This is a genomic window from Thalassovita sp. (assembly GCF_965218685.1).
Taxonomy (GTDB): Bacteria; Pseudomonadota; Alphaproteobacteria; order Rhodobacterales; family Rhodobacteraceae; genus Thalassobius.
Window position 1 is genome coordinate 1,590,001 of sequence record NZ_OZ244657.1, and the last position, 26,181, is coordinate 1,616,181.

Below are 26,181 nucleotides of genomic sequence, written 5' to 3' on the forward strand. Positions count from 1 at the left end.
TTAATATTCCTGGGCCGTGGAGTGGTGACGGATCGTGAGGGTAGTTCAATCTTATCGGATTGATTGGGCTGCTGATCGGTTCCTGGAAATAGCCCTCCTATAAGACCGTACCCTAAACCGACACAGGTGGACAGGTAGAGAATACCAAGGCGCTTGAGAGAACGATGTTGAAGGAACTCGGCAAAATACCTCCGTAAGTTCGCGAGAAGGAGGCCCAGTTTCTACGCAAGTATTGACTGGGGGCACAAACCAGGGGGTGGCGACTGTTTACTAAAAACACAGGGCTCTGCGAAGTCGCAAGACGACGTATAGGGTCTGACGCCTGCCCGGTGCTTGAAGGTTAAAAGGAGAGGTGAGAGCCTTGAATTGAAGCCCAAGTAAACGGCGGCCGTAACTATGACGGTCCTAAGGTAGCGAAATTCCTTGTCGGGTAAGTTCCGACCTGCACGAATGGCGTAACGACTTCCCCGCTGTCTCCAACATCGACTCAGCGAAATTGAATTGCCTGTCAAGATGCAGGCTTCCCGCGGTTAGACGGAAAGACCCCGTGCACCTTTACTACAGCTTCACACTGGCATCAGGCCAAGCATGTGCAGGATAGGTGGTAGGCTTTGAAACCAGAACGCCAGTTCTGGTGGAGCCTCCCTTGAGATACCACCCTTGCTTTGCTTGATGTCTAACCGCGGCCCATTATCTGGGTCCGGGACCCTGTGTGGCGGGTAGTTTGACTGGGGCGGTCGCCTCCTAAAGAGTAACGGAGGCGCGCGAAGGTTGGCTCAGAGCGGTCGGAAATCGCTCGTTGAGTGCAATGGCAGAAGCCAGCCTGACTGCAAGACTGACAAGTCGAGCAGAGTCGAAAGACGGCCATAGTGATCCGGTGGTCCCGAGTGGAAGGGCCATCGCTCAACGGATAAAAGGTACGCCGGGGATAACAGGCTGATACTGCCCAAGAGTCCATATCGACGGCAGTGTTTGGCACCTCGATGTCGGCTCATCTCATCCTGGGGCTGGAGCAGGTCCCAAGGGTACGGCTGTTCGCCGTTTAAAGAGGTACGTGAGCTGGGTTTAGAACGTCGTGAGACAGTTCGGTCCCTATCTGCCGTGGGTGTAGGATACTTGAGAGGAGTTGCCCCTAGTACGAGAGGACCGGGGTGAACGATCCACTGGTGGACCAGTTGTTATGCCAATAGCAGTGCTGGGTAGCTATGATCGGACAGGATAACCGCTGAAGGCATCTAAGCGGGAAGCCCCCCTCAAAACAAGGTATCCCTGAGGACCGTGGTAGACCACCACGTCGATAGGCCGGAGATGTAAGTGCAGCAATGCATTCAGTTGACCGGTACTAATGGTCCGATAGGCTTGATTTGATCCAGTAACAGCAAGACTGTTCAATCAAATCAAAAGCATACACAACACAAAGTACAGTCGTACTGACTTGGACATTCTTGGTTATTACTCGGTTTGGTGGTCATAGCAGAAGCAAAACACCCGATCCCTTCCCGAACTCGGAAGTTAAGTGCTCTAACGCCAATGGTACTGCATCTTAAGGTGTGGGAGAGTAGGTAACCGCCAAACCTAGTAATAACCAAGATATACATATCGATCTCTCTGCGATGTAACAAAACAAGCAGCCGCTTCGGACGATGGTCCGGGCGGCTGTTTTCGTTTGCACGGGCGAAAATCCAGAAAATATGCGTGTTCCTACTTACTTGTAATGGGCCGGGGCCTGAAACATCCTTGGAACAGCGACAGAGGAGGAGCGCGCATGGAACGGGTGACACCGGAGCAGCAGGGTATGAGCTCCGCTCGGCTGGATTTGGTCGGGCAGTGGATGGACCGCTATGTGCAAGAGCGTAAATACCCCGGAAGCTCGGTCCTGATCGCCCGCGGTGGACAAGAGGTTTACCACCATGCGACCGGTCTGCGGGATATCGAACGCAACCTGCCGTTTGAACGCGATACTGCCGTGCGCATTTACTCGATGACGAAACCCGTCACCTCGGTCGCGATCATGATGTTGTTGGAACAGGGGCTATTCCATCTGGATGCACCGGTATCCGAGTTCATTCCCGCGTTCAGCGACATGACCTGCCTGGTTCCCGGTGCGACATCGATCGATCAAACCCAGCCCTGCGCGACACCCACGCTGCACCATCTTTTGACCCATACCTCGGGGCTTAGCTATCCGTTCAACCCAGGGGTTCTGCCGCAGGCTATGGAAAAGGACGACCTGATTTTCAAGCCAAACCAAGGGCTTCTGGCCGATATGGTTGAACAGGTGGCGGCCCTGCCATTGGCCTTCACCCCAGGCAGCCGCTGGGAATATTCGGTGGCGATCGACGTTCTGGGCCGCGTGGTCGAGGTTGTCTCGGGCAAAACCCTGTCTGACTTCTTCCAGCAGCAGATATTCGAGCCACTTGGAATGACCGAAACAGGGTTCTCGGTGCCTGCCACGGCGCGCGACCGGTTCGCGGCGCTTTACACGCCTTTGGCCGGGGATGCGATGGCGCTGAACGCTGCGGAAATGGGGGCTGAAACCCTGCGCTGCGTGGATGATCCAACCACTTCGGACTTTTTAAAGGCCTCGATGTTTTCCGGTGGCGGTGGGCTGATCGGCACCTTGGATGACTACATGAAATTCACCGAGATGTTGCGCCGCGGTGGCGAGTTGGGCGCGCGACTTCTTTCCGCCAATACCGTTGCCTTCATGCGCCGAAACCATCTGAAGGGTGACATCGCGTCGATGGGGCCGGCCAGTTTTGCCGAGCAGCCGATGGAAGGAATGGGCTTTGGTCTTGGCGGTTCGGTGGTGCTTGAACCCGGCCGTACGCGGGTGCCTGGCAGCGTTGGCGATTTCAGCTGGGGGGGAATGGCCTCTACGTTCTTCTGGACGGATCCGATTCTGGATCTTAGCGTGGTATTTTTCACCCAGCTGTCGCCGTCCAGCTCTTATCCGTCTCGGGCCGAGCTGAAGGCGTTGCTGCACGCAGCGGTACTATGATGACAACGAGAGAAATCCTGTGGACGCCCACCCCGGAACGAGCCCAAAACACCTTGATGGCCGATTACATCGGCTGGCTGAAAGAGGCCCGGGGGCTAAGCTTTGATGACTACAATGATCTATGGGACTGGAGCACAACCGAGATCGAGGATTTCTGGGCCTCGATCGTCGCGTATTTCGACATTCCATTCAGCGAACCTCCGCAGGAAATCCTGAAAGAACGCAAACAGCCCGGCGCCGAATGGTTCGTTGGTGCCAAGTTGAATTATGTCGACCGGATGTGCCGGGTTGCGGCCCAAAACCCAGACAAACAGGCGTTGGTGGTGCGGTCGCAAACACAAGGCCGGTCCCAGATGACCTGGGCCGAACTGCTTCAGGCGGTCGCCAATGTGGCCGCGCATCTGGCCAAGATGGGCGTGGGCAAGGGCGACCGTGTGGTCGCGATTTTGCCGAATACCGAGGTTTCCATCATTGCGTTTCTGGCGACGGCCAGCTTGGGGGCAATCTGGTCGCTTTGTGCGCCGGACATGGGGCATGTGGCCATTCTGGATCGGTTTCGGTTGATCGCGCCCAAGGTGTTGATCGCGCAGGATGGCTATTTGCACATGGGCAAACCCATCGACAAAGGTGCGATCCTGGACGAGATCATCGCCGGCCTGCCGACACTGGAGCACAAGGTCTTTTTACCCGTCATTTCAGACCTGCCCGAAGGCGCTGTTCCGTGGGAACAGATGCTGCAAGGCGACGCGCAGCTAAATCCTACGCCGGTCGATTTCTCGGACCCTTTGTGGATCGTGTTTTCATCGGGCACCACGGGGACACCAAAACCCATCGTGCACGGCCACGGCGGCGTGTTGCTTGAAGGGCTAAAGGCCTGCCTTCACTTGGATATATCCAAGAATAGCCGCTATATGTGGCTGACATCTTCGGGGTGGATCATGTGGAACTTGCAGGCGTCCTGCCTGTCCAATGGCGCTACCGTGGTGATGTTCGATGGGGCAGCAAATCACCCCGATTTGATGGAATGTTGGCGCATCGCGGCCGACGAACGCGTTAGCTATTTCGGGGCTGGGGCCGCCTATTTTTCGATGTGCCAGAAGGCCGGGATCACCCCGCGACACGAGTTGGATCTCACCTCGATACAGGCGGTTGGCTCGACCGGGTCGCCGCTGACGGCCGAAGGGTATGACTGGATTTACAGCGAGGTTTCACCTGATGCGTGGCTTGCACCCATTTCTGGCGGGACGGATATTGCGGGTGCCTTCGTCTGCGGCAATCCGATGCTGCCCGTCCGCGCAGGTGAAATGCAGGCGCGCGCGTTGGGCATCGCCACACGCAGTTTCGATCCCGAAGGGAACGAGCTGATCGGCGAGGTCGGCGAGCTGGTCTGCACGCAGCCGTGCCCCTCGATGCCGTTGTATTTCTGGGGGGACACGGACAATCGCATCCTGCTGGACAGCTATTACGACACATATCCCGGCATCTGGCGCCACGGTGATTGGATCGAGATCACCGAAGAGGGCGGCTCGGTCATCTATGGCCGTTCGGACGCAACGATCAACCGCCGGGGGCTGCGGTTGGGCAGCTCGGAAATCTATCGCGCTGTTGAGGGGCTGGACGAGATCCAGGACTCTTTGGTGATCGATCTGGAGTTTCTGGGCCGCGACAGTTTTATGCCGCTGTTTGTCGTGGTGACCGATGGACTGACCCTGGACGAGGCGTTGATCGAGAAAATCCGAAGCGCCATTCGTGCATCGGTGTCAGCGCGCTTTTTGCCGGATGAAATCGTCGCTATCCCCGAGGTGCCCCGCACCCTGTCAGGCAAAAAGCTTGAGGTTCCGGTGAAAAAGCTTCTGTTGGGCGGTGATCCTGAAAAAGTGGTGAACCGCGATTCAATGGCAAACCCGGCCAGTTTTGACATTTTCGTAGAGTATGCGGCGGCGCGGACCTAGGCCATCTGGGCGCGGCACCATGCGTGCAGCGCGTCCATGTCGTGCGGCAGCTCTTCGCCGAAGTCTCCGGAAAACTCGATGAAGGCGGGCAGCTTGGCCCGGCCCACGCCGATGATGACCGGAATACCTTCGCTAAGTGCTGCGCCGATGGCCGCGCGAAAACCCTGACCTTCAGCCTCTTGCTTGCCAAACTTGTTAAGCAGCAACAGCTGAGGCGTATCCTGCAGGGCGGCTGCGATCAGGCCGGCGGCGTGCTCCAGCCCTTCGGGGTCCAGTGAACAGCCCGTTGCCCCTTTGCCCAGATCCTGACTGATCCCGATTTGCGGGCCAGATGGCAGCAAATGCAGGGCCATGTCCTGCTTGGCCCCCTCAGCGCGGGTGGTGTGCTGGACGGCCCCGGTCAGGCGCACGCCGCTGGCGATCAGCTGCTTGGCCAGCTCGGTTAGGATCGCGTCCGCTTGCCCCGGTTCGTCAGAGATGATGTAGCCCAGCATATTGGCCCCTTGAAACTGTCTGATCCCCCTTACAGGATGGTCGGGCCGCGGGGAAGAGCGGCAGCGTCGCAGGAGCATGACCGCTATGACAGATTATCCCGGATGCATCATTGCTGGCGGCCGGGCCGAGCGGATGGGCGGCGGCGACAAGTGTTTGCTTCCTTTAGCGGGGCAGCGCCTGCTGGACCATGTGCTGGCCCGTCTGACCCCGCAATGCAGCCCTGTCGCGCTGAATGCCAACGGGGATGCGGCGCGGTTCAAAGGTTACGGTCTGCAAGTGATCCCGGACGAAGGCGCGGACCAGCCAGGCCCTTTAGCCGGGGTTCTGGCGGCGATGGAATGGGCTGCCGGGCAGGGCGCGGATCATGTGGTGACGGTCGCGGCGGATACGCCGTTTTTCCCGCGCGATTTGGTAGCGCGGTTGGCAGGTGCAGGTGGGTTTGCGCTGGCCTCGGGCCGCGCTGCGGATGACGCGCGCGCGCAGCTTCATCCGGTGTTCGGCTTCTGGCCTGTCGATTTGGCTGCAGAGTTGCGCACGGCCCTGTCGCGGGGGGACCGAAAGGTGCGTCAGTGGGCCATGGACCACGGAGCGCAAGAGGTCACGTTCGAATTCGCAGGCGTGGACCCGTTCTTTAACATCAACACCACCGAAGACCTGCGGCAAGCCAATGCGATCGCTCGCAGCTCGGCCCGTGCAGATCAGTGTTTTCGGATGAAATAGATCTGGGCGGATCCGTCGTCCTGCATGGACAGCAGCTCGGCCCCGGTCTCGGTACAGAAATGCGGGATGTCGATGATCGCGACAGGATCCGTTGCGGTCAGGCGCAGCACCTGCCCGGGCCGCAGCGCCAGCAAGCGTTTTCGGGCCTTCAGCACCGGCATCGGGCAGATCAGCCCCGAGGCATCATAATCGTCGTCAAACTCCATCCTTCGCAGGTATCGCGGTGCGGGCGCGCTGTCCATGGGTGTTACGGTTTGCCCATGCGCGGGCTCGCAGATAGTGTGCGATCAGATCGGGGCGCGCCCCTCAAGGAGCGATCATGCGCATATTGTTGATTCACACCGGCGGCACTATCGGGATGGCCCAAACCGACCATGGGTTCGCCCCGCGCGCAGGCGTGGTAGAAGAGGCCGTAGCCAAACTGGTCGCGGGTGCCGAGGTTCAGATCACCACTTTCGCGCCGCTGATCGACAGCGCGCAGGCCACGCCGGGCGACTGGCACCGGATCGCCGCGCAAATCCACCAGATGCACGCCGAGTTTGACGGGTTCATCGTCACGCATGGAACGGACACGCTGGCTTATACCGCGGGGGCGCTTTGTCTGGCGCTGCGGGGGCTGCAGCAGCCGGTGATTGTGACCGGCGCGATGCTGCCCCTGACGGTCGAGGGAAGTGATGGCTGGCGCAACCTTGCTGACGCGCTGCAAGCCGCTCAATCCGCCCCACCCGGTGTCTGGGTGCAATTTGCCGGAACCCTTCTGCACGGCGCCCGTGTGCGCAAAGGCCACTCGCATTCGCTGGATGCGTTCGAGGCCGAAAAGACCGACTTGCCGCCGCGTGTGCCCGGCCATGGTCTGCAGCTGGCGCCGGTTCAGCAGCACAACGTGGGGGTCTTTTCCGTAACGCCGGGGCTGTGCCTGGACATACTCGAGGTGGCCACGCAGCGTTGCGACGGGCTGTTGTTGCGCTGCTATGGCTCGGGAACCGCGCCCGATACGCCGCAGATGCGCGCGGCACTGGAGCGTGCCCAAACCCGCCAAATCCCGGTGCTTGCCGTCAGCCAGTGCCCCGAGGGCGGGATGAAGCTTGGCACCTATGCGGCTGGCCGCGTAATGCGAGAGACAGGAGTGATCGACGGGCGGGACATGACCCCCGAGATGGCCTATGTCAAACTCCACTTCGCCCTGTCGCAGGGCGGGGAGGTTTCGGGGCGCCGTGCGTTCTTGGCCACCGTCCAATGCGGCGAGCTGACGCCCGGGGATTAACCGTCCGTCATCTCGATGGCTTTGCGGGCCAAGGCAAAAAACTGCTCGCGTTCTGTCCGGTTCAATCCCGGCAGAATGTCGTTTTGCAGGGCCGATACGATGGGCAGCGCGCTGCGGTACAATTTTTGACCGGCCCCGGTTGGGGATACCTCGCGGACGCGCCGATCCGCAGCCGAGGTTTTGCGAACAACAAGGCCCTTTTGCTCCAGTCGATCAATGACCCCGCCAATCGTGGCCCGGTCATAGCCGATCGCCTCGGCTACGCCGGTCTGGTCGATGCCGGGCCGGTCCATGATCGCATCCATCGCGGCAAACTGCACTGGCGTCAGATCAAACCCGGCGGCCTGCATCTGATGCGTGAAAACATGGGTCGAAATCTGGTGCAGGCGTCGAATCACATGCCCTGGCATCCCGTAAACATTCATCACTGATCTCCCATCACGACCGCTGTTCTGTCCGATTTTGATGTATAATTCGTTTAAAAACAATATCTTTCAGGTATTTTGTAAGCGTACATAATTTTATTGACCCTAAATAGTATGTGTAGTTATTATATTGCAGACCCCAATAAAAGGACGGCCGAGGCCGGAAGGAGGAGACATGCAATTCTATGTAGACGGTTTTCGGGGCGGGAACCCCGATATCAAGAACGCAGCCCCCGGTCGACGTGATCGCCAGGAAAACGCTCCGCTGCCCGAAAAGGTCGACGTTCTGATTGCGGGCACTGGCCCTGCAGGTCTGTGCCTGGCTGCGCAGCTGTCTCAGTTCCCCGAGATCGACACCATGATCGTCGAGCCCAGCCCCTGCAACATCATCAAGGGCAAGGCTGACGGCATCAACACCCGCACCATGGAGATGTTCCAGGCCTTTGGATTTGCCGACAAGGTCAAACGCGAAACCTACTGGGTGAACCAGACCACTTTCTGGATGCCGGACCCCGAAAACCCCAGCGGCATCAAGCGCGTTGGCCGTGTGCAGGACGTGGCTGACGACAGCTCGGAAATGCCGCACATCCTGATCAACCAGGCGCGGATGCACCAGCTGTTCCTCGAGTACATGGAGAACTCGCCCTCGCGTCTGGCCCCCGACTATAACTGGGGTGTCAAAACCCTTGAGATCGACCCCGACGCTGACGAGTACCCCGTCACCGTGACGCTGGAAGACACGGGCGTTAACTGGGGCGAGACCCGCACCGTGCGCGCCAACTATGTTGTTGGCTGTGACGGCGCGCGCTCGAATGTGCGTAAGGCCATCGGCGGTGAATTGCACGGCGATGCGGCCCACCAGGCCTGGGGCGTAATGGATATCCTGGCCAACACCGACTTCCCCGATGTGCGCCAGAAATGTCTGATCACCTCGGCCAACGAAGGCAACGTGCTGATCCTACCGCGAGAGGGCGGCTATCTGTTCCGCATGTACGTGGAACTGGACAAGCTGAACGAAGACGAGCGTGTCGCACAGCGTAACTTCTCCCAAGAGCACATGATCGCCGCTGCCAACCGTATCATGGCGCCCTATACAATCGACGTGAAAGAGGTCGTCTGGTGGTCCATCTATGAAATCGGCCACCGTATTGCGGACAAATTTGACGACATCGGCGATGGCGACCGTACCTCGCAAACGCCGCGTGTGTTCACCGCTGGTGATGCGTGCCACACACACTCGCCCAAAGCGGGCCAGGGCATGAACGTGTCGATGCAGGATACCTTTAACCTGGGCTGGAAACTGGCCCACGTACTGACCGGCCGTGCCGATGCCAGCCTGCTGCACAGCTATGCCGGCGAGCGTCTGCTGGAAGCCAAGCGCCTGGTTGAAACCGATCACCAGTGGGCCCGCATCATGTCGGCCCCCGCCACCCAGGACGAACTGGATGGCAAGGTCGAACCGCGCTTTATCCGCCAGTTCCAGGAAAACCTGGAGTTTACAGGTGGTCTGGCCGTGAAATACGACGAATCCTCGTTGACCGCCGAGCCTGTGCACCAGGCGCTGGCCACCGGTGAAGAGGTCGGCCGCCGCTTCCACTCGGCACCTGTTGTGCGCCTGTCGGATGCCAAGCAGATGCAGCTGGGCCACGTGGCCGAGGCTGACGGCCGCTGGCGCATTTATGCCTTCGCTGGTGAAGGCGACAGCTCGGATGCGGGCTCGGCGATCCACAAGCTGGCTGATTGGTTGGAAAGCGATCCCAAATCGCCGGTCGTCAAGCACACCCGCAAGGACGAAGACATCGACGCCGTCATCGACCTGCGTGCCGTGTTCCAGCAGACCTTTGATCAGCTGGCCTACGAGGACATGCCCTCGTTGCTGAAGCCGACCAAGGGCAAACTGGGTCTGACCGATTATGAAAAGGTCTTCTGCGCAGATCACAAGGGAGCGGGCGATTTCTATGACATGCGCGGCATTGATCGGGCCAAGGGCTGCATGATCGTCGTGCGTCCGGACCAGTACATCGCCAACATCCTGCCGTTGGACGCCTATGATGAGCTGGCCGAGTTCTTCGCAGGCTTCTTGCTGCCGGCCTAATCCGGACGGACCAAAATCTTACGGGCGCCCCCATCCGGGCGCCCGTTTTCGTTTCAGATCAGTGTTTGAAACCAGTCCGAAAAGGCACTTACCAAGGGCCGATCTGAAAGCTGCGACAGAAAATAGCCCTCGTGGCCGGGGATCGAGGTTGGGTTGGCCAGTTCCACCGCACCGGTTTTCAGGGCATGCCGGGCGACTATTCTGTTGACCAGGGCGATGCCTGCGCCGTCCATGGCCAGTTTCAGGGCTGTGCCATAGGAATCCACGCTGATGCTGGGCTTCAGGCCCGCCAGACCCACCAACTGCCCCCAGTTTTTCCATCCGACCGAGGTACCAACCGACTGGATCAAAGGGGCCTCGTCGATCCGGGCGGTCATGCCCGGTGCCCGCACGGCAACCAGGGAGTTGGGCAACACAATCCCGCCCGCACCTACCTGTTTGGCCGAGCCAAAGCGCAGCTCGATATCGGCTTTGGGGGCGTTGTACTCGTCCGGCCAGATTGTCGCTCGAAGTCCTATTTTTGCATGTGGATGAAGAGCTTGGAACTGCGGTAAAGCCGGAGAGATCACCCATTCGATCATGCTGACCGAAGCCGCGATCGTCAGCGAATTTTCCGAAGCCGGGGCCAGATGTGTTTCGGTCGCGGCAGCCAGCATTGCCAGGGCGGCCTCGACCTCAGGCAGCAATTTGCGCCCTGCATCCGTCAGGGCCAACCCACGCGGCAGGCGCCGGAACAGCGGCACACGCAGCCGGGTCTCAAGGGCCTTGATCTGCTGGCTGACCGCTGACTGGGTCATGCCGATTTCGGCCCCGGCGGCGGTAAAACTCAGCGTGCGGGCAGCGGCCTCGAATGATCGGAACCAGGTCAATGGTGGCAGAGCGGTTTTCATGGACAAATTACTCATTAGAGTTGCTAATACCTAAGGGACAAGTTGTTTCATTTGTCAATTCTCTCGGCGGGCCTCAGTCTGTTCCTTGCGAACAGGAGCAAAGAATGACCCCAGAAATTCGAAAAATCGTGACCTATGACGAAGAGGTCCTGATCGAGGGCTTTCGCCCCGCGGCCCAGCCTTGGCGCATGTTTGCGGTTGCGGCCGTGGTAAAGAACCCCTGGGCCGGGCGCTATGTCGAGGATTTGAAGCCTGAAATTCACGCCTACGGCCCGGTCCTGGGTCAGATGATGACCGATCGAATGATCACTCTGGCCGGTGGCGGCGACCAGATCGAAGCCTATGGCAAGGCCGCGGTCGTTGGGCTGGATGGCGAGGTCGAGCATGCATCCGGGCTGATCCACACGCTGCGTTTTGGCAATTTCTACCGCGAGGCTGTGGGGGCGAAATCCTATCTGGCCTTCACCAACACGCGCGGACCGGCCAATGCGCCGATCATGGTACCGCTGATGGATAAGAACGACGCGGGGCGGCGTTCGCACTATCTGACGATCCAGTTCTCCATCCCCGACGCGCCACGCGCAGACGAAGTGGTGGTGGTTCTGGGGGCGGCGACTTCGGGGCGGCCGCATCACCGTATTGGCGACCGCTATCAAGATCTGAAGGACCTGGGGCATGACCTGGACAACCCGGCCGCGGTCTAAGTTTGGCCCCCTTGCGGCGATCACTGCGGGGCAGGGGCCTTGCGTGATGCTGCTGCATGGCGTCGGCCTTAGGGCCGAGGCATGGGCGCCGCAGATAGATACACTTGCAAGCGCGGGTTTTAGCGTGATCGCGCCCGATATGTTGGGGCACGGCGGCAGCGCGGCCGCTGGTTCCAGCCTGGCCGAGTTTGTGGTCCCTTTGTCTGCGCTACTGAACCAGCCGACAGTCGTGATCGGCCACTCGATGGGCGCAATGCTGGCGCTGGAGCTGGCAGCGGCCCATCCCGAACACATCAAGGGCGTCGCTGCGCTGAACGCGATTTTCCGACGCTCGGACACGGCAAAACACGCCGTTCAGGCCCGCGCTGCCGCTTTGGATGGGAATGGCATACCCGACCCAGAGGACACGCTGACCCGTTGGTTCGGAGCAAAGCCATCCCCCGCCCGGCACGCCTGCCACGAATGGCTGACTAATGTTGATCCGCAGGGCTATCGTGCAGCCTATGGCGTTTTTGCCCAGGCTGACGGCCCTTCGGACGCGTCGCTGGCGCAGATCTCTTGTCCGGCGCTTTTCCTGACTGGCGCGGACGAGCCGAACTCGACTCCGCAGATGTCGCGAAACATGGCGGAACGCGTCAAAAACGGACGCGCCGTGGTGATCGAGGGCGCCGCACACATGGTGCCCATGACACACTCTGATACAGTGAACGCCCAATTGGTGCGTTTTGCAAAGGAGTGCCTGACTTGACCACCTTCGATCCCCGCGCGCTGCGTGATGCCTTTGGCAGTTTCATGACCGGCGTGACCGTAGTCACCAGCCGGACATCCGATGGAACCCCTGTGGGCTTTACTGCTAATTCCTTTACCTCGGTTTCGCTGGACCCGCCCATGGTGCTGGTCTGTCCGGGCAAGTTCCTGTCCACTTACGAGGCGTTCACAGGCTCGACCCATTTCGCGATCAGTATTCTGGCCGAAAAGCAGCGCGATGAATCCAACATCTTTGCCGGCTCGAACGAAGATCGTTTCGCGCAGGTGCCGCACAGTGTTGATCTGAATGGCATTCCTGTCATCGACGGGGCCATCGCGCGCTTTTCATGCAAGACCCACCAGGTGGTGCCAGCCGGGGATCATAGCATTCTGATCGGCGAGGTGCAGGATTTCGCCCACGAGGGCGGCCTTGGTCTGGGCTATGTCGAGGGACGCTATTTCAGCCTTGGGCTCGAGCACAGCTCGGCTCAATCAGTGCAGCAACCGGTGACTTGCGGGGCGATCATTGAATGCGACGGCAAGGTTCTGCTTGAGCGTACCGAAGATGGCTATCGTCCCTTGCAGGTCAGCGTGGCCGAGGCGGGCAATCTGCGGGACTCAATCACGGGCAGCCTGTCCTACCGGGGGATCGAGGCTGACCTGAACCAAGTCTACTCCAGCTATACCGACGCAAATACCGGCGCCAAGTTCACCTATTTCCTGGGGCAGGGCGCCCCCACGCGCGATCTGCCCGGGGTCGAAGCGATCCCGACCACCGATCTGTCCGGCATCACCTTCACACGTCAATCCATCACCAACATGATGGCGCGCTTCGCCTACGAGGCTCGGACGCGAAACTTTTCGCTCTACCTTGGGGACACGAACCGAGGCGACATCCATCGTATAAACCAAAGGACCTGATCCATGGAGTTCTCGCTTTTTGCACATATGGAACGGCTGACGCCGGACCAAAGCCACCAACAGCTTTATGACGAGTTCGTAGGTCTGTGCAAAACAGCGGACGAGGGTGGGTTCCGTGCGATCTGGACAGGCGAGCATCACGGGATGGAGTTCACCATCGCTCCGAACCCATTTATCACTTTGGTCGATCTGGCCCACCACACGCGTAACGTGCGTCTGGGCACCGGCACGGTGATCGCACCTTTCTGGCATCCCATCCGTTTGGCTGGCGAGGCCGCGATGGCCGACCAGATTACCGGGGGGCGGATCGAACTGGGCATAGCACGCGGCGCCTATAGCTTTGAATATGAACGGGTCATGCCCGGTATGGACGCATGGGAAGCAGGGCAGAGGATGCGCGAAACCGCCCCCCTGGTGCCCCAGATATGGCAGGGCGATTGCGCGCATCAGGGTGAATATTACAGCTTCCCGGAAACCACGGCCGTGCCCTCGGTGCGGCAGGATGGCGGCCCGCCCATCTGGATTGCGGCGCGCGACCCGAACAGCCATGAATTCGGCGTGCAAAGCGGTTTCAACATTCAGGTCACACCGCTGTGGCAGGGCATGGAAGAGGTCGAAACCCTGATGTCGCGTTTCAATTCCGCCTGCGCCACCCACGCGGGCCCGCGCCCCAAGATCATGATGCTGCACCACACCTATGTCGGCGCGGATGCCGATGACGTGGCCACGGCGGCGCGTTCGTTCCAGCGCTATTACAGCTACTTCTCGGCCTGGTTCCAGAACCAGCGGCCCATTCGCAAGGGCATGATCGATCCGCTGACCGAAGAGGAAATCACCGCCAACCCCATGTTCCAGCCCGATACCCTGATGCGCGATCTGACCATCGGCACCGCCCAGCAGGTGATCGACAAGCTGAAACGATACGAGGATCTGGGGTACGATGAATTCGCATTCTGGATCGACAGCGGCATGAGTTTCGAGCGCAAGCGCCAGTCGCTGCAGCGCTTTATCGACGACGTGATGCCCGCATTCGCATGAGGCCCGACATGAGCAATCTTCCCCATTATCAATTGTATATCGATGGCACCTGGTGCGAGGGCGCAAATGGTCAGGTGATGTCCTCCAGTAACCCGGCAACGGGGCAGGACTGGGCCACGTTCGCCTGCGCGGCTGCCGCGGATGTGGACCGTGCGGTCGCCGCCGCGCGCCGCGCCCTGAACGATCCTGCCTGGCGTGATCTGACGGCCACGCAGCGCGGTAAGCTGCTGTATCGTTTGGCCGATCTGATCGAAGAAAACGCCCAGGCGCTGGGCCGTGTCGAAACGACCGACAGCGGTAAATTGCTGGCCGAAACGGCTGCACAGACGGGCTATGTCGGCGACTATTATCGCTATTATGCCGGGCTTGCCGATAAGATCGAAGGCGCTGTGCTGCCCATCGACAAACCGGACATGCATGTCTTTACCCGGCGCGAACCCATTGGCGTGGTGGCGGCCATCGTGCCGTGGAACGCGCAGATGTTCCTGACGGCAACCAAGCTGGGCCCGGCCTTGGCGGCGGGGTGCACGGTGGTGCTGAAAGCCTCCGAGATTGCGCCAGCGCCCATGTTGGAATTCGCGCGCCTGTTCGAGAAAGCCGGCTTTCCGCCCGGCGTGATCTCGGTTGTGACGGGGGACGCCGAAAATTGCGCCATCCCGTTGACGCGCCACCCTGACGTAGACCGGATCGCCTTTACCGGCGGGCCGGAAACCGCGCGTCACGTGATCCGCAACTCGGCCGAGAATTTCGCGGTAACAACGCTGGAGCTGGGCGGCAAATCCCCCATTCTGGTCTTTGAAGACGCCAATCTGGACAGTGCCGCGAACGGATTGATCGCAGGCAATTTCGGCGCTTCGGGCCAAAGCTGCGTGGCCGGCTCGCGTGGGTTGGTGCAGCGCTCGATTCTGCCTGTGTTGATCCGGAAAATCGCAGAAAAGGCCGCGGGGATCGTCGTGGGCGACCCGCTAGAGGCCGACACGCATGTTGGGCCGCTATGTACGGCTGCGCAGATCGCAAATATCGAACGCACGCTGGACAAGGCGCGCGCGCAGGGGGCCACCGTCCATTTTGGCGGCCAGCCTCAGGATCGCCCGGGCAACTTCATGACGCCCACGCTGGTGGAGTGCGCCTCGGCCGATACGGAAACCCTGCATGTTGAAATGTTCGGCCCGGTGATGTCGCTGCTGCCCTTCGACACCGAGGACGAGGCGATCGCGCTGGCCAATGACAGCGAATTTGGCCTGGGATCGGGGGTGTTTACGCAGGACGTGGCGCGGGCGCATCGTGTCTCGGGGCGGTTGCACGCCGGGATTTGCTGGGTGAATACCTATCGTGCGATCTCGCCCATTGCGCCCTTTGGGGGATTCAATGCCTCGGGCTATGGGCGCGAGGCCGGGGCCGAGGCGGTGCTGGACTATACCCGTACGAAAACCACATGGATCAACACTTCGGACCAACCTATGGCCAACCCGTTCGTGATGCGCTAGCGGACGGGGCCGCCGTGGGGCCTGATCCGTTCTTCCAGCACCCAGTTGTCCAAGATTTCAAGGGTTCTGTCGGCGAATGCAGTATCGTTGATATGGGCATCAAGCTCTACCAGCGAGACGTTATCGGGGCAGTTCGCGCGCAGCTCTTCGATAAAGGCGGCAAGGCCTTCGGCGTCTTCAAGAATGCCGCCCGGCCGATCCCATTCATTTCCCCCTTGCAGCGGCAACAAAAGCACCGTTGGGCCGGTCGCAACCGACAGTTTTTTGCAAATGGTGCGGGCCATTTCCCGGCGTTGCGCGATGGTCATACTGACCGAGGTCAGCAGCCGGTTATGCGCATGCAGGTCCTGATCGGCAAGTTTCGGGGGCACCGGGTGCCAGCCGACAAGATCGACCAGATCATAGCATCCGATTGACACGATCTGTGGCACACCAGCCTTACCGGCATTGGTCATACGATCCTCGCCTGCACTGATCGCTGATCCCATCAGATGGTTGCCCACCTCTTGGGGGGCGAAATCCAGAACGGCGGCGAACTCGCCGTTCGAAGCCAGGCTTTCAAACGCGCGGCCTCCCATGCCGGTGGCGTGAAACACCGCCAGTTCGAACCCGCGTTCTTCAAGCGCGGGTTTCAGGTGCACCATGTATCGCAGCACGGTTTTGCCAAAGGACGTCATGCCGATCAAAGGCCGGTCGCGCTTGATGGGCCGCGCGGCACGGGCGGCACCTAACACAGCCCCAGCCGCTTGGGCCAGGGATGCCTCGCAGACCGAGTTCAGCCCAAACAGCCCGCCGGCCCACAGGATCATCTGAATGTCGGCGGGCAGACGCTCGGGCGGGATCATCGGCGAGAACGAGACCGTTGAAACGATGTATTTCGGAACGCCGATCGGCAAGGCGCTGCACAGATCCAAAGCCAGATCCGTCCCCATGGAGCCACCCAGAACAAGAACCCCGTCAAACACGCCCTCTTTGAACAAACGAGAGGCCAGCAGCGCAGACCCCTTGGCCATGATTTGCATGGCAAGATTTTCGTCCCCGCCATCAATTGCCTCTTGGATGGAATGCCCACCTTCTTCGGCGACCTGATGCTTTGAGTAGTCAGCGGGCTTTCGAGGATCACCCAGCACGCTAACGTCCATCGTTTTCACTGCGCCACCCTGTTCACGGATGACATCTGCGATGAAGTTCAACTCGTCGTCTTTGGTATCGTAGGTTCCTACGACAAGAATGGTCTTTTTTGCCATTTCCTGGCCTCCTGGCGCCGGATTAAAGTTTGATCCAAGCGGTCTTCAGCTCCATATATTTGTCCAGCGCGTGCAACGATTTGTCGTGCCCGTTGCCCGACTGGCCGACGCCCCCAAGCGGCACGGTGCCGTCCGAACCCCCGTAGGTATTCACGTGGATAACCCCCGAGCGGATTGCGCGAACCATGTGGTGTGCCCGTGACAAGTTTGATGTCCAGACCCCGGCAGCAAGGCCATAATCGGTTGAATTGGCGATGCGAATTGCCTCTTCCTGGGTGGTGAAAGATGTGACACCCAGAACCGGCCCGAAAATCTCTTTCTGCGCGATGGTGGCATCCGGCGCGACACCCGTAACCACGGTCGGGGCCATATAGTAGCCCCCGGTCTCTTGCAGGACACGGTTCCCGCCAGTGGCAATCTGGCCGCCCTCGGCGATTGCTTTTTCGACGAACGAGAGGTTCTGCAGCAGTTGCTGTTCCGAGTTTACGGCACCGACCTGATTGGCCAGATCCAGGGGGTCACCAATGCGCAATGTTTCGGCGGCCCGTCCGACGGCCGCGACGAATTCGTCATGGATCGACGCCTCGACCAGAAGGCGCGAGCCGGCAACGCAGACCTGGCCCGAGTTGCGGAAAATTCCCATGGCAGCGACCTTGGCCGCCTCGTCCAGGTCTGGTGCGTCGGCGAACACGATGTTGGGGGATTTGCCGCCCAGTTCCAGATAGACGCGTTTCAGGTTGGACTGCGCGGAATATTCCAGAAGCCGCCGCCCGGTCGGACCCGATCCGGTAAAGACCAGCACGTCCACATCCATGGAAAGCCCCATCGCCTGGCCGACCACGGCGCCTTCGCCTGTGACGACGTTCAAAACACCCGGCGGCAGGCCAGCTTCGTGCGCCAGTTCGGCCAGGCGGATCAAAGACAACGAGGCCGTTTCCGCAGGTTTCAGAACAACCGAGTTCCCGACCGCCAAGGCCGGTGCCAGCTTCCATGCGCCGATCATCATCGGGAAGTTCCAGGGCACGATGGCCCCGACAACGCCAACGGGTTCCTTGTGAACCAGCGCCAGCACGTCGTCGGCTGTCGGGGCGATCTCGCCATAGATCTTGTCCAGCGCTTCGGCATAGTAACGGATCGTCCCCGCCGCCGATCCCGGCTCGGCCTTGAGGGCCATGTTGATTTCAGTGCCATTATCGCGCACGCCCAGAACGGCCAGCTCAAGCGCGTGGGCTTCCACCAGTTCGGCCCATCTGATCATGACCTTCTTGCGCTCTGCGGGCGACCGCTTGGCCCATCTGCCGTCCTCGTACGCCTCGCGGGCAGCGGCGATGGCCGCATCCATATCGTTCTTGGTGCCACGGGCCATCGTGGTCAGGACCGAGCCGTCGATCGGCGACAGAACCTCCATCACCCCGCCGTCCGAAGCCGGAACCGCCTTGCCGTTGATCAGCAGTTGCTGGGGCGCGACAGGCATTGCGCGCAGCGTATCAATTTGACTTTGTTCCATGGGTTTACCGCATCTGAGTGTCGTGAAGGTCGTGATCTTCCTGGGGCTGGTGGGCCCGGTATTCCTTGATCAGGGTGCGAATGTGCATTGCCAGAACCAGAATAATAATGAGGAAGAGGATGAATGTGATTGGACGATCGATCATATCCAATGGGGTCTTGAGCCGGGGCAGGGCCGAGCGCAGCTTGACCTCCATGATACCGCCCAGAACCATGCCCAGAATGATCGGGACAATCGGCAGGTTCAGACGCTTGAGGATCATGCCCAACACCCCGAAACCGGCCGCAAGCATACAGTCGGTCAAAGAGTTGCGCAGCGAATAGACCCCAACGAAGGACAGGATCAGGATCAGAACGCCCAGGAACCGGGTCGGAACGCGGATGATCCTTGTCAGCAGGTTCGTGGACATCATCAGAAAGCAGATCACAACGATGTTCAGCAAGATCAGCGCAATATAAAGCGCGTAGACCAGATCAATGTTGTTCTGAAACAGCTGCGGGCCGGGGATCACGTTATGGACATAAAAGACTGACAGCATCATGGCCGTCAGGGCCTCTCCGGGGATGCCAAGCGCCAGCAAAGGGATCATCGCCGCGGCGGGGACCGCGTTGTTGGCCGCCTCGGATGCGATTAGCCCCTCAGGCGAGCCCTTGCCGAACGCGTCCGGGTCCTTCGACGTCTTTTGGGCGTAGGTATAGCTCATGAATTGCGCGGTAAACTCGCCGACGCCCGGAATCATACCCATGATGACCCCAAAGCCCGAGGCAACGGTGGCCACGCGTTTATGCCTCATCAGCTCTTTGAAACCTGCGGTCAGGCGGCCCGTAACCGGCTTGGCCTCGGGGCTGTCATCGGGGGCTGTCAGCAAAAAGAACGCCTGACTTAGGGCGAACAGGCCCAGCACCACGACAATCAGGTTGATGCCCGAGCTCAGGAACGACACGCCGAAAGTGTAGCGCTGGGTATAGGTCACTGCGTCCAGTCCGACGGTGTTCAGGAAAATCCCGAACATCGCCAGCATGCCCGCGGCAAAGATCTGACCCCTGTGCGACAGAACAACAAGGATGATCCCCAGCAAGGCCGCCAGAAAGATTTCCCGGCTGCCGAACATGGGGGCGATGACGGCCAGAACCGGCGAAAGCAGGATCAGGCAGAGAATGCCAAAAATCCCCCCCCAGAACGAGGCCGAGTAGGCTAGGGAAACCGCCCTGTGCGCTTCGCCGCGTTTGGTCATCGGATACCCGTCATAGGATGTCAGCGCGTTGACCGCCGTGCCCGGCGTATTGATCAGAACCGCGGGTATCGCACCGCCGTACATGGACGAGCCATAGATTCCCAGCAGCATCGTCAGACCAACAATCGGGTCCAACGAGAAGGTCGCTGGCAAAAGGATGGCGATCGCAACCGCTGGCCCGACGCCAGGGATGGCGCCAATGATAACGCCGCCAATAGAGCCGACCAGCAAAGCGATCAGGACATCCCATCGGGCAAGTAGTTCGGCCCCGGCCAGTAAGTTTTCCATCTCTGGCTCCGATCAGAAGTAAGTGAGCATGATTTGGCGCAACCCGTCGGGCAGCGCTTCATATATCTGACCGCCCGGCAGCTTGACCTGCAGGAAGGTTTTGAACAGCAGAACGATTGATATTGCGGCAACGCCTGCTCCGATCAGTATGACGCGGCTGCGATACCCCATGCGCAGCACCAGAAGCAGGGCAAAAAGCACCGTGGTCGGCAAATAGCCCAGATAGGGGACCGCAAAGGCGTAGGCGACAAACCACAGCGCAAATTCGATCGCCGACGCCCAAAGCACCACCTCTCTCCAGCGCCCGTCGATGCGTTCGGACAGGATCGAGCCCATCAGATGCAGGGCCGCAAACACTGTCATGCCGATCAACGATACTGCGGGCCAGAAACGTGGTTGGGCAAACAGTTTTGCGCCTGGGCGATAGGCGGTCTGGTCCGCAAGATGGGCAAGCAGGAACACCGAAAAAGCCAGGAACAGCCACGCGAAAACAATGTCTCCGGGTCGGCGGTACCGCTTGAACAAATTCTGTAGGGTTTTGATCCGTGACATGTGGCGCCTCTGGGGAAAAGGCCGGGCAAAGGGGGCTTTGCCCGGTCAATGGCTGGGGCTTAGTTGCCCAGCACCTTGCCGATGTGATCCAGCGTCGCGATATCGGCAGCGATTTGCGCCTTCACGTCATCTGCGCTCTGCCAATAGACCGCGGCACCGGTTTCCGCCGCCAGGGTTTGCGCGCGCTCGGACATCACGGTCTTTTTCGCCACGGCAATGATTTTGTCGCGAACGTCCTGCGGGGTGTCTTTGTGCACGAACAGGCCGTTCCACAAGGCGACATTCAGGTCCGGCGCCAGCTCAGCCACGGTCGGGGTGTCGGGGGTCAGCGGGATACGCTCGGACCCGATCGAGGCCAGAACCTTCACTTTGTCCAGACACGGCAGGATCAGCTGTAGCGTGGTGTTGATCACGTCCACATCACCCGAGGCCAGCGTGTTGCAATCCAGCGCATCAAACGCAGCATCTGCGGCGTAGGAAAACCCCATTTCCTTGGCCAGGCCCATGGTGACCTGGGTCGGCACCAAAGGCGCGCCGAAGTGGCCCAGCACAACATCGTTTTCCTTGGCATGCGCTGCAAGACCGGCCATGTCCGCGTAAGGTGCGTTGGCGCTCGCCGCAATTACAAACGGATAGGTCAGGAAATTGCCCAGCGGCTCGAACGGGTCCGGATTCAGCTCGGGGATACCGATGTTCGGGCCAACGACCGGGATCGCGATGATAAAGGATCCGATGGTGTATCCGTCAGCGGGTGCCGTCGCCACCGAGATTGCTCCGGGGAACGGACCGCCGCCACCACCGGGCTTGTTAACCACGGCTGCGGGCACGTCATAGGCTGCCTGGAAATCCTCGGCAATCATCCGCGTCAGCACGTCCTCCAGATCACCGGGGGGCCAGGGCACCACGAACTCTACAGGTTTTTCGGGATATTCGGCCAGGGCCGGACCGGCCAGCGCAGTGGCCGCGACAAGGGCGGCAGTAACTCTTTTCTTGAACTTAGACATTCATTTCTCCCTGATTGGTTCATTATTTAAACCGTTGGTTCATAAAAAAGGTTGCCTTGTTAAATCTATCCTGTCAAATTTTTTCTCAGGAACCCGTAGAAACAGAGATGCCTAATGTCCGTCATTGCCAAAGCCCTAGATCTGCTTGCCTACTTCACAGAGGCGCAACCCGAGATCGGGCTGTCGCAGTTCCGCCGGTTGGCCAAGCACGACAAGGCGACCACTTACCGGTATCTTCAGGCGCTGGAACAGGCTGGATTCGTTGAGAAAAATCCGCAGACCAAGGCCTATCGCATTGGCCCGGCCGTTCTGCATCTTGCCAAGATGAGAGAGCTGACAGTCCCAAGAAAGGACGGCGCTCGGAAGGCGATCGAGGCGCTTTCCGATGTAACGGGCGAGACCGCGCACTTGTCCATTCTTTCGGGCACGACCCTGCACGCTGTGCTGGCCAGAGAATCAGTTCAACACTCCATTCGGGCCATTATCGACATCCAGACGCTTCCGTTGCATGCGACGGCGTCGGGGCAATGTGCGATCGCGCATGGGCCGGAAGAGCTGTTCGAAGCCGCCCTTGAGAACCTGACAAGATTTACCTCGGAAACCGCCCTGTCCAAAGAGCAGCTTCAGGCAGCGATACAGCAGGTCAGGGGGTCCGGGTTCGGCTATTCCCATGGTGGATTTGAACAGGATGTCGTTGGCTTTGCCGCCCCGGTTTTCGATGAAACCAACCATCTGGCCGGTACTGTGGCGGTCGCCAGCGTCGCCAGCCGCGTTTCCCCCGAAACCGAGCTTGCGATCAAGAAAAACCTTGTGCTTGCAAGCCGAGAGATCACGCACAACTGGGGCGGCACAGTGCCAGCGTCAGTCGAAAAAAACTGGTCAAAACTTGACCTGAAAACTTAGGAACAGGACACCCAAGATGAAAGACTCCAACTTCCTCAAGGAAAACAACGCCCGGCATTTCTGGCATCCGATGACGTCGCCCGAAGACAGCCACACGACCCCGCCGACGATCATCGTCAAATCCGAAGGGGTCTGTATCGAAGACATTGACGGTCACTCGGTCGTGGATGCAGTCGGCGGCCTTTGGAACGTGAACCTGGGATATTCGTGCCAGCCGGTCAAAGACGCGATCGCAACCCAGCTTGCAAAGCTTCCCTATTATTCGACATTCCGGGGCACCTCGAACGATGCGGTGATCGAGCTGTCTTATGAGCTGGCGGATTTTTTCGCACCCGATGGTCTAAGCCGCGCCTTCTTCACCTCGGGGGGGTCGGACTCTGTTGAAACCTCTTTGCGTCTGGCCCGTCAGTACCACAAGCTGCGGGGCGAGCCGGGGCGGGTCAAGTTCCTGAGCTTGAAAAAAGGGTATCATGGGACCCATTTCGGTGGGGCCAGCGTCAACGGAAACGCCAACTTCCGCACCGCGTACGAGCCGCTGATGCCCGGCTGCTATCACATCCCGGCGCCGTACACCTATCGCAATCCGTTCAACGAAACGGATCCGGCCAAGCTGGCGCAGCTTTGCGCCGCTGCACTGGAGGATGAGATCAAGTTCCAGGGCGCCGAGACGATCGCGGCGATGATCATGGAGCCCATTCTGGGCGCTGGCGGGGTGATCCCGCCCCATGCCTCGTTCGCTCCGATGGTGCGCGAGATCTGTGACCGCCATGGCATCTTGTTGATCACGGACGAGGTAATCACCGCCTATGGTCGGACCGGAGCGTGGTCAGGGGCCCGTCTTTGGGGAATTAAGCCGGACATGATGTGCACCGCCAAGGCGATTACCAACGGCTTCTTCCCCTTTGGCGCCGTGATGCTGGGCGACAAGATGATCGAGACTTTTGAAAACAACCCGGCTGCCAAGATCGGTCACGGCTACACCTACTCGGGGCACCCGGTGGGCGCTGCCGCGGCGCTGGCCTGTCTGGCAGAAACCAAGAGGTTGAACGTCGCTGAAAATGCTGCCGCGCGCGGCACGCAGATGTACGAGGGCTGCATGGCCTTGATGGAGAAATACGACATAATCGGTGATGTCCGTGGCGGGTATGGCCTGATGACCGCGATCGAATTGGTCTCAGACCGTGCCACCAAGGCCCCCATCGACGGGGCAACCGCCGCGAAGGTGCAGAACGTGGCCTATGAGGCCGGCGCGATGGTGCGGGTGTCTGGCCCGAATATCATCATGTCTCCGCCGCTGGTGGTCACCGAAAACGATGTCCAAACCATCCTTGCCGCGCTGGATGCGGGCTTTGCGGCGGTCTGACAATGGTCAACGGTCAAGGAAAACGCATCCCTCGATACAGTCCTCTATTGACCTCATTTTTCAGGTGAACTAGTAAGCGAAAACTTCGAGCGGGTATGGTGAAATGGTATCATAAGAGCCTTCCAAGCTTAAGGTGCGGGTTCGATTCCCGCTACCCGCTCCAGGAATTCCACGCTGACAGGCCAACTGCTTCGCATTGTGCAAAACGTGCTTTAATTGTTTTTAAAACAACGTTTTGGCATGTGGTGTAGGTTTGGCTTTTTCTGCCCGCCCTTCGCTCCACAGTTTGACAGCCCGTTCGTTACGTGGCGGTGAAACCCGCCGTTTTGCGGGCGTTTGTTCCTGCCGCGACATACGCGCGGCTTGCTCGACGGGCTAAGCTCGCTTAAACCCGCCCGGCAGAACAGGGAAAGGAAGACCATGGCGCGCGGCACCACCACCGTCACCGAGGACCGAGAGAAATCCAAACGCGTTGGCGCGTTGCGAGAGCTGTGGCCCTTTCTGAAGCCCTATAAGCTGATGGTGCTGCTGGCCGGTCTGGCGCTGGTTTTGACGGCCAGCGTGTCGCTGATCCTGCCTTTGGCTGTGCGCCGCGTGGTGGATAATTTCAACGGCGCAGATGCGGCCCTGTTGGACCTGTATTTTGGCGCGGCGCTTGCGATTGCCGCTGTTCTGGCGCTGGGCACGGGGCTGCGCTATGCGCTGGTGACCCGTCTGGGCGAGCGTGTGGTGGCCGATATCCGCATGGCCGTTTTTGACCGCATTGTCGGTATGTCCCCCGCATATTTTGAAAAGATCATGACCGGCGAGGTGATCAGCCGCATCACCACGGACACGACGCTGATCCTGAGCGTGATCGGCTCGTCAATTTCGGTCGCGCTGCGCAACGTGCTGATTTTCGCGGGCGGGCTGGTTCTGATGCTGCTGACCTCGGCCAAGTTGACGGGGCTGGTGCTGCTGATCGTGCCGCTTGTGATCGTGCCGATCCTGACGTTGGGGCGCCGACTGCGCGTGCTTAGCCGCGAGAACCAGGATTGGATCGCCGAATCCTCGGGCAATGCTTCCGAGGCACTTTTGTCCGTGCAGACTGTGCAGGCCTTCACCAACGAGGGTGCCTCGAGACGGGATTTCGCCGAGGTCACCGAACGCAGCTATGGCTCGGCCCGGCGGCGCATCACCACCCGTGCGGTGATGACCATTATCGTTATTTTCCTGGTCTTCACCGGTGTGGTCGGAGTGCTGTGGATTGGTGCCCATGATGTGCGTGGCGGCGTCATGAGCGCAGGTGCGCTGATCCAGTTCGTGATTTATTCGGTCATGGTGGCCGGGTCCGTGGGCGCCCTGTCGGAAATCTGGGGCGAGTTGCAGCGCGCCGCCGGCGCCACCGAGCGACTGGTCGAGCTGTTGAGGGCCGAGGATACAGTCGCAGACCCCTCCCGGCCCATCGCGGTACCCAGCCCGGTGCGCGGAGAAATAACCTTTGATCAGGTCACCTTCCGCTACCCCTCGCGGCCAAATGTATCCGCGCTGGATCAGGTTTCCTTGCAGATCAAGCCGGGTGAGACGGTCGCGCTGGTTGGTCCCTCGGGGGCGGGGAAGACCACGATCGTGCAGACGATCCTGCGCTTTTATGATCCGCAATCGGGACAGATTCTTCTGGATGGCACGCCCCTGCCCGAAATGGCACGGGCCGAGTTCCGAAAACATCTGGCGCTGGTGCCGCAAGATCCGGTGATCTTTGCCACGACCGCGCGCGAGAATATCCGTTTTGGCCGCCCCGATGCCTCGGATGCTGAGGTTGAGGCCGCCGCCCGCGCCGCTGCTGCGCATGAGTTCATCGAGAAGCTGCCCGAGGGCTATGATAGTCAGGTGGGCGAACGCGGGGTGATGTTGTCGGGGGGCCAGAAACAACGGATCGCCATCGCGCGGGCGATTTTGCGCGATGCTCCGGTGTTGCTGCTGGACGAGGCGACAAGCGCGCTGGACGCCGAAAGCGAACGGGCGGTACAGGCCGCGGTGGACGAGCTGTCCAAGACGCGCACCACCATCATCGTCGCACACCGTCTGGCAACGGTGAAGAAGGCCGACCGGATCGTGGTGATGGACCAGGGTCAGATCGTGGCCATGGGAACCCATGACGAACTGGTGGCCGACGGTGGGCTTTATGCGCGTCTGGCCAAGCTGCAGTTCACCGACGGCGCTGTCTGAATTTCTGTTAAAAGGGGCGCGCTGACGCGCGCGCTTGATGTCTCGTTGTCAGCCTTTGGCTTCCTCCTCAGGAGGGGGGAGGGGTGACGTGCCGTGGCTGACCTTGAGGAAGTGACGCGCGCGCGGGGTTTTTCCC

At 60.0% G+C, this 26,181-nt stretch carries 22 protein-coding genes, 1 tRNA gene and 2 rRNA genes (1 of these 25 only partly in view); 16 read left to right on the top strand and 9 right to left on the bottom strand.

Annotation, left to right across the window (positions count from 1 at the left end; translation table 11 throughout):
• The 4 genes from ACOQOQ_RS08050 to ACOQOQ_RS08065 all read left to right on the top strand — a co-directional run.
• Positions 1 to 1,367: ribosomal RNA gene (locus ACOQOQ_RS08050) — 23S ribosomal RNA — on the top strand; it begins 1,464 nt to the left of the window's first position.
• Positions 1,368 to 1,460: 93 nt separating this feature from the next.
• A 5S ribosomal RNA gene (gene rrf / locus ACOQOQ_RS08055) occupies positions 1,461 to 1,575 on the top strand.
• 220 nt (positions 1,576 to 1,795) lie between these two features.
• On the top strand, positions 1,796 to 3,001 hold the full coding sequence (locus ACOQOQ_RS08060; RefSeq protein ID WP_420569616.1) for a serine hydrolase domain-containing protein: 1,206 nt from the start codon (positions 1,796 to 1,798) through the stop codon (positions 2,999 to 3,001).
• A 56-nt stretch (positions 3,002 to 3,057) separates the two neighbouring features.
• Entirely contained in the window at positions 3,058 to 4,953 is a 1,896-nt protein-coding gene (locus ACOQOQ_RS08065) for an acetoacetate--CoA ligase (RefSeq protein ID WP_420569617.1), read from the top strand.
• On the opposite strand, the gene ACOQOQ_RS08070 is transcribed toward ACOQOQ_RS08065, so the two are convergent.
• Positions 4,950 to 5,447, bottom strand: a complete 498-nt coding sequence (locus tag ACOQOQ_RS08070) for a DUF2478 domain-containing protein (protein ID WP_420569618.1) — start codon at positions 5,445 to 5,447, stop codon at positions 4,950 to 4,952. The genes ACOQOQ_RS08065 and ACOQOQ_RS08070 overlap by 4 nt on opposite strands.
• Positions 5,448 to 5,532: 85 nt before the next feature.
• Between ACOQOQ_RS08070 and mobA the strand changes: the two genes are divergently transcribed.
• Positions 5,533 to 6,168: a molybdenum cofactor guanylyltransferase MobA gene (gene mobA / locus ACOQOQ_RS08075; RefSeq protein ID WP_420569619.1), complete on the top strand. Its 636-nt coding sequence runs from the start codon at positions 5,533 to 5,535 to the stop codon at positions 6,166 to 6,168.
• Here the strand turns inward: mobA and ACOQOQ_RS08080 are convergent.
• Positions 6,147 to 6,374, bottom strand: a complete 228-nt coding sequence (locus ACOQOQ_RS08080; RefSeq protein WP_420569748.1) for a sulfurtransferase TusA family protein — start codon at positions 6,372 to 6,374, stop codon at positions 6,147 to 6,149. The genes mobA and ACOQOQ_RS08080 overlap by 22 nt on opposite strands.
• Before the next feature lie 113 nt (positions 6,375 to 6,487).
• Between ACOQOQ_RS08080 and ACOQOQ_RS08085 the strand changes: the two genes are divergently transcribed.
• On the top strand, positions 6,488 to 7,432 hold the full coding sequence (locus tag ACOQOQ_RS08085; protein ID WP_420569620.1) for an asparaginase: 945 nt from the start codon (positions 6,488 to 6,490) through the stop codon (positions 7,430 to 7,432).
• Here ACOQOQ_RS08085 and ACOQOQ_RS08090 read toward each other — a convergent pair.
• Complete coding sequence (locus ACOQOQ_RS08090; protein ID WP_420569621.1) at positions 7,429 to 7,857, bottom strand: MarR family winged helix-turn-helix transcriptional regulator; 429 nt, start codon at positions 7,855 to 7,857, stop codon at positions 7,429 to 7,431. The genes ACOQOQ_RS08085 and ACOQOQ_RS08090 overlap by 4 nt on opposite strands.
• 175 nt (positions 7,858 to 8,032) lie before the next feature.
• Here ACOQOQ_RS08090 and ACOQOQ_RS08095 point away from each other — a divergent pair, with 175 nt between their 5' ends.
• Complete coding sequence (locus ACOQOQ_RS08095) at positions 8,033 to 9,952, top strand: FAD-dependent monooxygenase (protein WP_420569622.1); 1,920 nt, start codon at positions 8,033 to 8,035, stop codon at positions 9,950 to 9,952.
• Positions 9,953 to 10,005: 53 nt separating this feature from the next.
• On the opposite strand, the gene ACOQOQ_RS08100 is transcribed toward ACOQOQ_RS08095, so the two are convergent.
• Entirely contained in the window at positions 10,006 to 10,842 is an 837-nt protein-coding gene (locus ACOQOQ_RS08100) for a LysR family transcriptional regulator (RefSeq protein WP_420569623.1), read from the bottom strand.
• 104 nt (positions 10,843 to 10,946) lie between these two features.
• Between ACOQOQ_RS08100 and ACOQOQ_RS08105 the strand changes: the two genes are divergently transcribed.
• From ACOQOQ_RS08105 to ACOQOQ_RS08125, 5 genes are read left to right on the top strand one after another with little or no spacing between them, the layout of a single operon-like run.
• Positions 10,947 to 11,546, top strand: a complete 600-nt coding sequence (locus tag ACOQOQ_RS08105) for an amino acid synthesis family protein (protein ID WP_420569624.1) — start codon at positions 10,947 to 10,949, stop codon at positions 11,544 to 11,546.
• Positions 11,518 to 12,294 (top strand): alpha/beta fold hydrolase, encoded by a 777-nt coding sequence (locus tag ACOQOQ_RS08110; protein WP_420569625.1) that lies wholly within the window; start codon positions 11,518 to 11,520, stop codon positions 12,292 to 12,294. The genes ACOQOQ_RS08105 and ACOQOQ_RS08110 overlap by 29 nt, the downstream gene beginning before the upstream one ends.
• Positions 12,282 to 13,214: a flavin reductase family protein gene (locus ACOQOQ_RS08115; RefSeq protein ID WP_420569626.1), complete on the top strand. Its 933-nt coding sequence runs from the start codon at positions 12,282 to 12,284 to the stop codon at positions 13,212 to 13,214. Before ACOQOQ_RS08110 ends, ACOQOQ_RS08115 begins: the two co-directional genes overlap by 13 nt.
• 3 nt (positions 13,215 to 13,217) lie before the next feature.
• On the top strand, positions 13,218 to 14,252 hold the full coding sequence (locus ACOQOQ_RS08120) for an LLM class flavin-dependent oxidoreductase (protein ID WP_420569627.1): 1,035 nt from the start codon (positions 13,218 to 13,220) through the stop codon (positions 14,250 to 14,252).
• A gap of 8 nt (positions 14,253 to 14,260) precedes the next feature.
• Positions 14,261 to 15,739 carry an aldehyde dehydrogenase gene (locus ACOQOQ_RS08125; RefSeq protein WP_420569628.1) on the top strand — a complete coding sequence of 493 codons (1,479 nt, stop codon included), beginning with the start codon at positions 14,261 to 14,263 and terminating at the stop codon, positions 15,737 to 15,739.
• Here ACOQOQ_RS08125 and ACOQOQ_RS08130 read toward each other — a convergent pair.
• The 5 genes from ACOQOQ_RS08130 to ACOQOQ_RS08150 are packed head-to-tail and all read right to left on the bottom strand — an operon-like array spanning position 15,736 to position 21,571.
• Positions 15,736 to 16,986 carry a Tm-1-like ATP-binding domain-containing protein gene (locus ACOQOQ_RS08130; protein WP_420569629.1) on the bottom strand — a complete coding sequence of 417 codons (1,251 nt, stop codon included), beginning with the start codon at positions 16,984 to 16,986 and terminating at the stop codon, positions 15,736 to 15,738. The two genes, ACOQOQ_RS08125 and ACOQOQ_RS08130, sit on opposite strands and share 4 nt — an antisense overlap.
• A gap of 22 nt (positions 16,987 to 17,008) precedes the next feature.
• Positions 17,009 to 18,493: an aldehyde dehydrogenase gene (locus ACOQOQ_RS08135; RefSeq protein ID WP_420569630.1), complete on the bottom strand. Its 1,485-nt coding sequence runs from the start codon at positions 18,491 to 18,493 to the stop codon at positions 17,009 to 17,011.
• Between the two features lie 4 nt (positions 18,494 to 18,497).
• Positions 18,498 to 20,015: a tripartite tricarboxylate transporter permease gene (locus ACOQOQ_RS08140; protein ID WP_420569631.1), complete on the bottom strand. Its 1,518-nt coding sequence runs from the start codon at positions 20,013 to 20,015 to the stop codon at positions 18,498 to 18,500.
• 12 nt (positions 20,016 to 20,027) lie between these two features.
• Positions 20,028 to 20,567 (bottom strand): tripartite tricarboxylate transporter TctB family protein, encoded by a 540-nt coding sequence (locus ACOQOQ_RS08145; protein WP_420569632.1) that lies wholly within the window; start codon positions 20,565 to 20,567, stop codon positions 20,028 to 20,030.
• Positions 20,568 to 20,626: 59 nt separating this feature from the next.
• Entirely contained in the window at positions 20,627 to 21,571 is a 945-nt protein-coding gene (locus tag ACOQOQ_RS08150) for a tripartite tricarboxylate transporter substrate-binding protein (protein ID WP_420569633.1), read from the bottom strand.
• Positions 21,572 to 21,685: 114 nt separating this feature from the next.
• Between ACOQOQ_RS08150 and ACOQOQ_RS08155 the strand changes: the two genes are divergently transcribed.
• From ACOQOQ_RS08155 to ACOQOQ_RS08170, 4 genes are all read left to right on the top strand, one after another.
• Positions 21,686 to 22,474, top strand: a complete 789-nt coding sequence (locus tag ACOQOQ_RS08155; protein ID WP_420569634.1) for an IclR family transcriptional regulator — start codon at positions 21,686 to 21,688, stop codon at positions 22,472 to 22,474.
• Positions 22,475 to 22,490: 16 nt separating this feature from the next.
• Positions 22,491 to 23,837, top strand: coding sequence for an aspartate aminotransferase family protein (locus ACOQOQ_RS08160; RefSeq protein WP_420569635.1), 1,347 nt, complete (start codon positions 22,491 to 22,493; stop codon positions 23,835 to 23,837).
• An 89-nt stretch (positions 23,838 to 23,926) separates the two neighbouring features.
• Positions 23,927 to 24,000 (top strand) — tRNA-Gly (locus ACOQOQ_RS08165).
• 257 nt (positions 24,001 to 24,257) lie between these two features.
• The gene (locus ACOQOQ_RS08170; RefSeq protein ID WP_420569636.1) at positions 24,258 to 26,045 is read left to right on the top strand and encodes an ABC transporter transmembrane domain-containing protein; all 1,788 of its coding nucleotides are present in this window, start codon (positions 24,258 to 24,260) and stop codon (positions 26,043 to 26,045) included.
• The last annotated feature ends 136 nt before the right edge of the window (positions 26,046 to 26,181 follow it).

Excerpts from the sequence above, each read along its gene's own strand:
- ACOQOQ_RS08060 (WP_420569616.1), top strand. The coding sequence starts at position 1,796 with ATGAGCTCCGCTCGGCTGGATTTGGTCGGGCAGTGGATGGACCGCTAT.
- ACOQOQ_RS08100 (WP_420569623.1), bottom strand. The coding sequence starts at position 10,842 with ATGAAAACCGCTCTGCCACCATTGACCTGGTTCCGATCATTCGAGGCC.
- ACOQOQ_RS08125 (WP_420569628.1), top strand. The coding sequence starts at position 14,261 with ATGAGCAATCTTCCCCATTATCAATTGTATATCGATGGCACCTGGTGC.
- ACOQOQ_RS08105 (WP_420569624.1), top strand. The coding sequence starts at position 10,947 with ATGACCCCAGAAATTCGAAAAATCGTGACCTATGACGAAGAGGTCCTG.
- ACOQOQ_RS08085 (WP_420569620.1), top strand. The coding sequence starts at position 6,488 with ATGCGCATATTGTTGATTCACACCGGCGGCACTATCGGGATGGCCCAA.
- ACOQOQ_RS08120 (WP_420569627.1), top strand. The coding sequence starts at position 13,218 with ATGGAGTTCTCGCTTTTTGCACATATGGAACGGCTGACGCCGGACCAA.
- mobA (WP_420569619.1), top strand. The coding sequence starts at position 5,533 with ATGACAGATTATCCCGGATGCATCATTGCTGGCGGCCGGGCCGAGCGG.
- ACOQOQ_RS08155 (WP_420569634.1), top strand. The coding sequence starts at position 21,686 with ATGTCCGTCATTGCCAAAGCCCTAGATCTGCTTGCCTACTTCACAGAG.
- ACOQOQ_RS08140 (WP_420569631.1), bottom strand. The coding sequence starts at position 20,015 with ATGGAAAACTTACTGGCCGGGGCCGAACTACTTGCCCGATGGGATGTC.
- ACOQOQ_RS08110 (WP_420569625.1), top strand. The coding sequence starts at position 11,518 with ATGACCTGGACAACCCGGCCGCGGTCTAAGTTTGGCCCCCTTGCGGCG.
- ACOQOQ_RS08145 (WP_420569632.1), bottom strand. The coding sequence starts at position 20,567 with ATGTCACGGATCAAAACCCTACAGAATTTGTTCAAGCGGTACCGCCGA.
- ACOQOQ_RS08135 (WP_420569630.1), bottom strand. The coding sequence starts at position 18,493 with ATGGAACAAAGTCAAATTGATACGCTGCGCGCAATGCCTGTCGCGCCC.
- ACOQOQ_RS08130 (WP_420569629.1), bottom strand. The coding sequence starts at position 16,986 with ATGGCAAAAAAGACCATTCTTGTCGTAGGAACCTACGATACCAAAGAC.
- ACOQOQ_RS08090 (WP_420569621.1), bottom strand. The coding sequence starts at position 7,857 with ATGAATGTTTACGGGATGCCAGGGCATGTGATTCGACGCCTGCACCAG.
- ACOQOQ_RS08065 (WP_420569617.1), top strand. The coding sequence starts at position 3,058 with ATGGCCGATTACATCGGCTGGCTGAAAGAGGCCCGGGGGCTAAGCTTT.
- ACOQOQ_RS08160 (WP_420569635.1), top strand. The coding sequence starts at position 22,491 with ATGAAAGACTCCAACTTCCTCAAGGAAAACAACGCCCGGCATTTCTGG.
- ACOQOQ_RS08080 (WP_420569748.1), bottom strand. The coding sequence starts at position 6,374 with ATGGAGTTTGACGACGATTATGATGCCTCGGGGCTGATCTGCCCGATG.
- ACOQOQ_RS08150 (WP_420569633.1), bottom strand. The coding sequence starts at position 21,571 with ATGTCTAAGTTCAAGAAAAGAGTTACTGCCGCCCTTGTCGCGGCCACT.
- ACOQOQ_RS08070 (WP_420569618.1), bottom strand. The coding sequence starts at position 5,447 with ATGCTGGGCTACATCATCTCTGACGAACCGGGGCAAGCGGACGCGATC.
- ACOQOQ_RS08170 (WP_420569636.1), top strand. The coding sequence starts at position 24,258 with ATGGCGCGCGGCACCACCACCGTCACCGAGGACCGAGAGAAATCCAAA.
- ACOQOQ_RS08095 (WP_420569622.1), top strand. The coding sequence starts at position 8,033 with ATGCAATTCTATGTAGACGGTTTTCGGGGCGGGAACCCCGATATCAAG.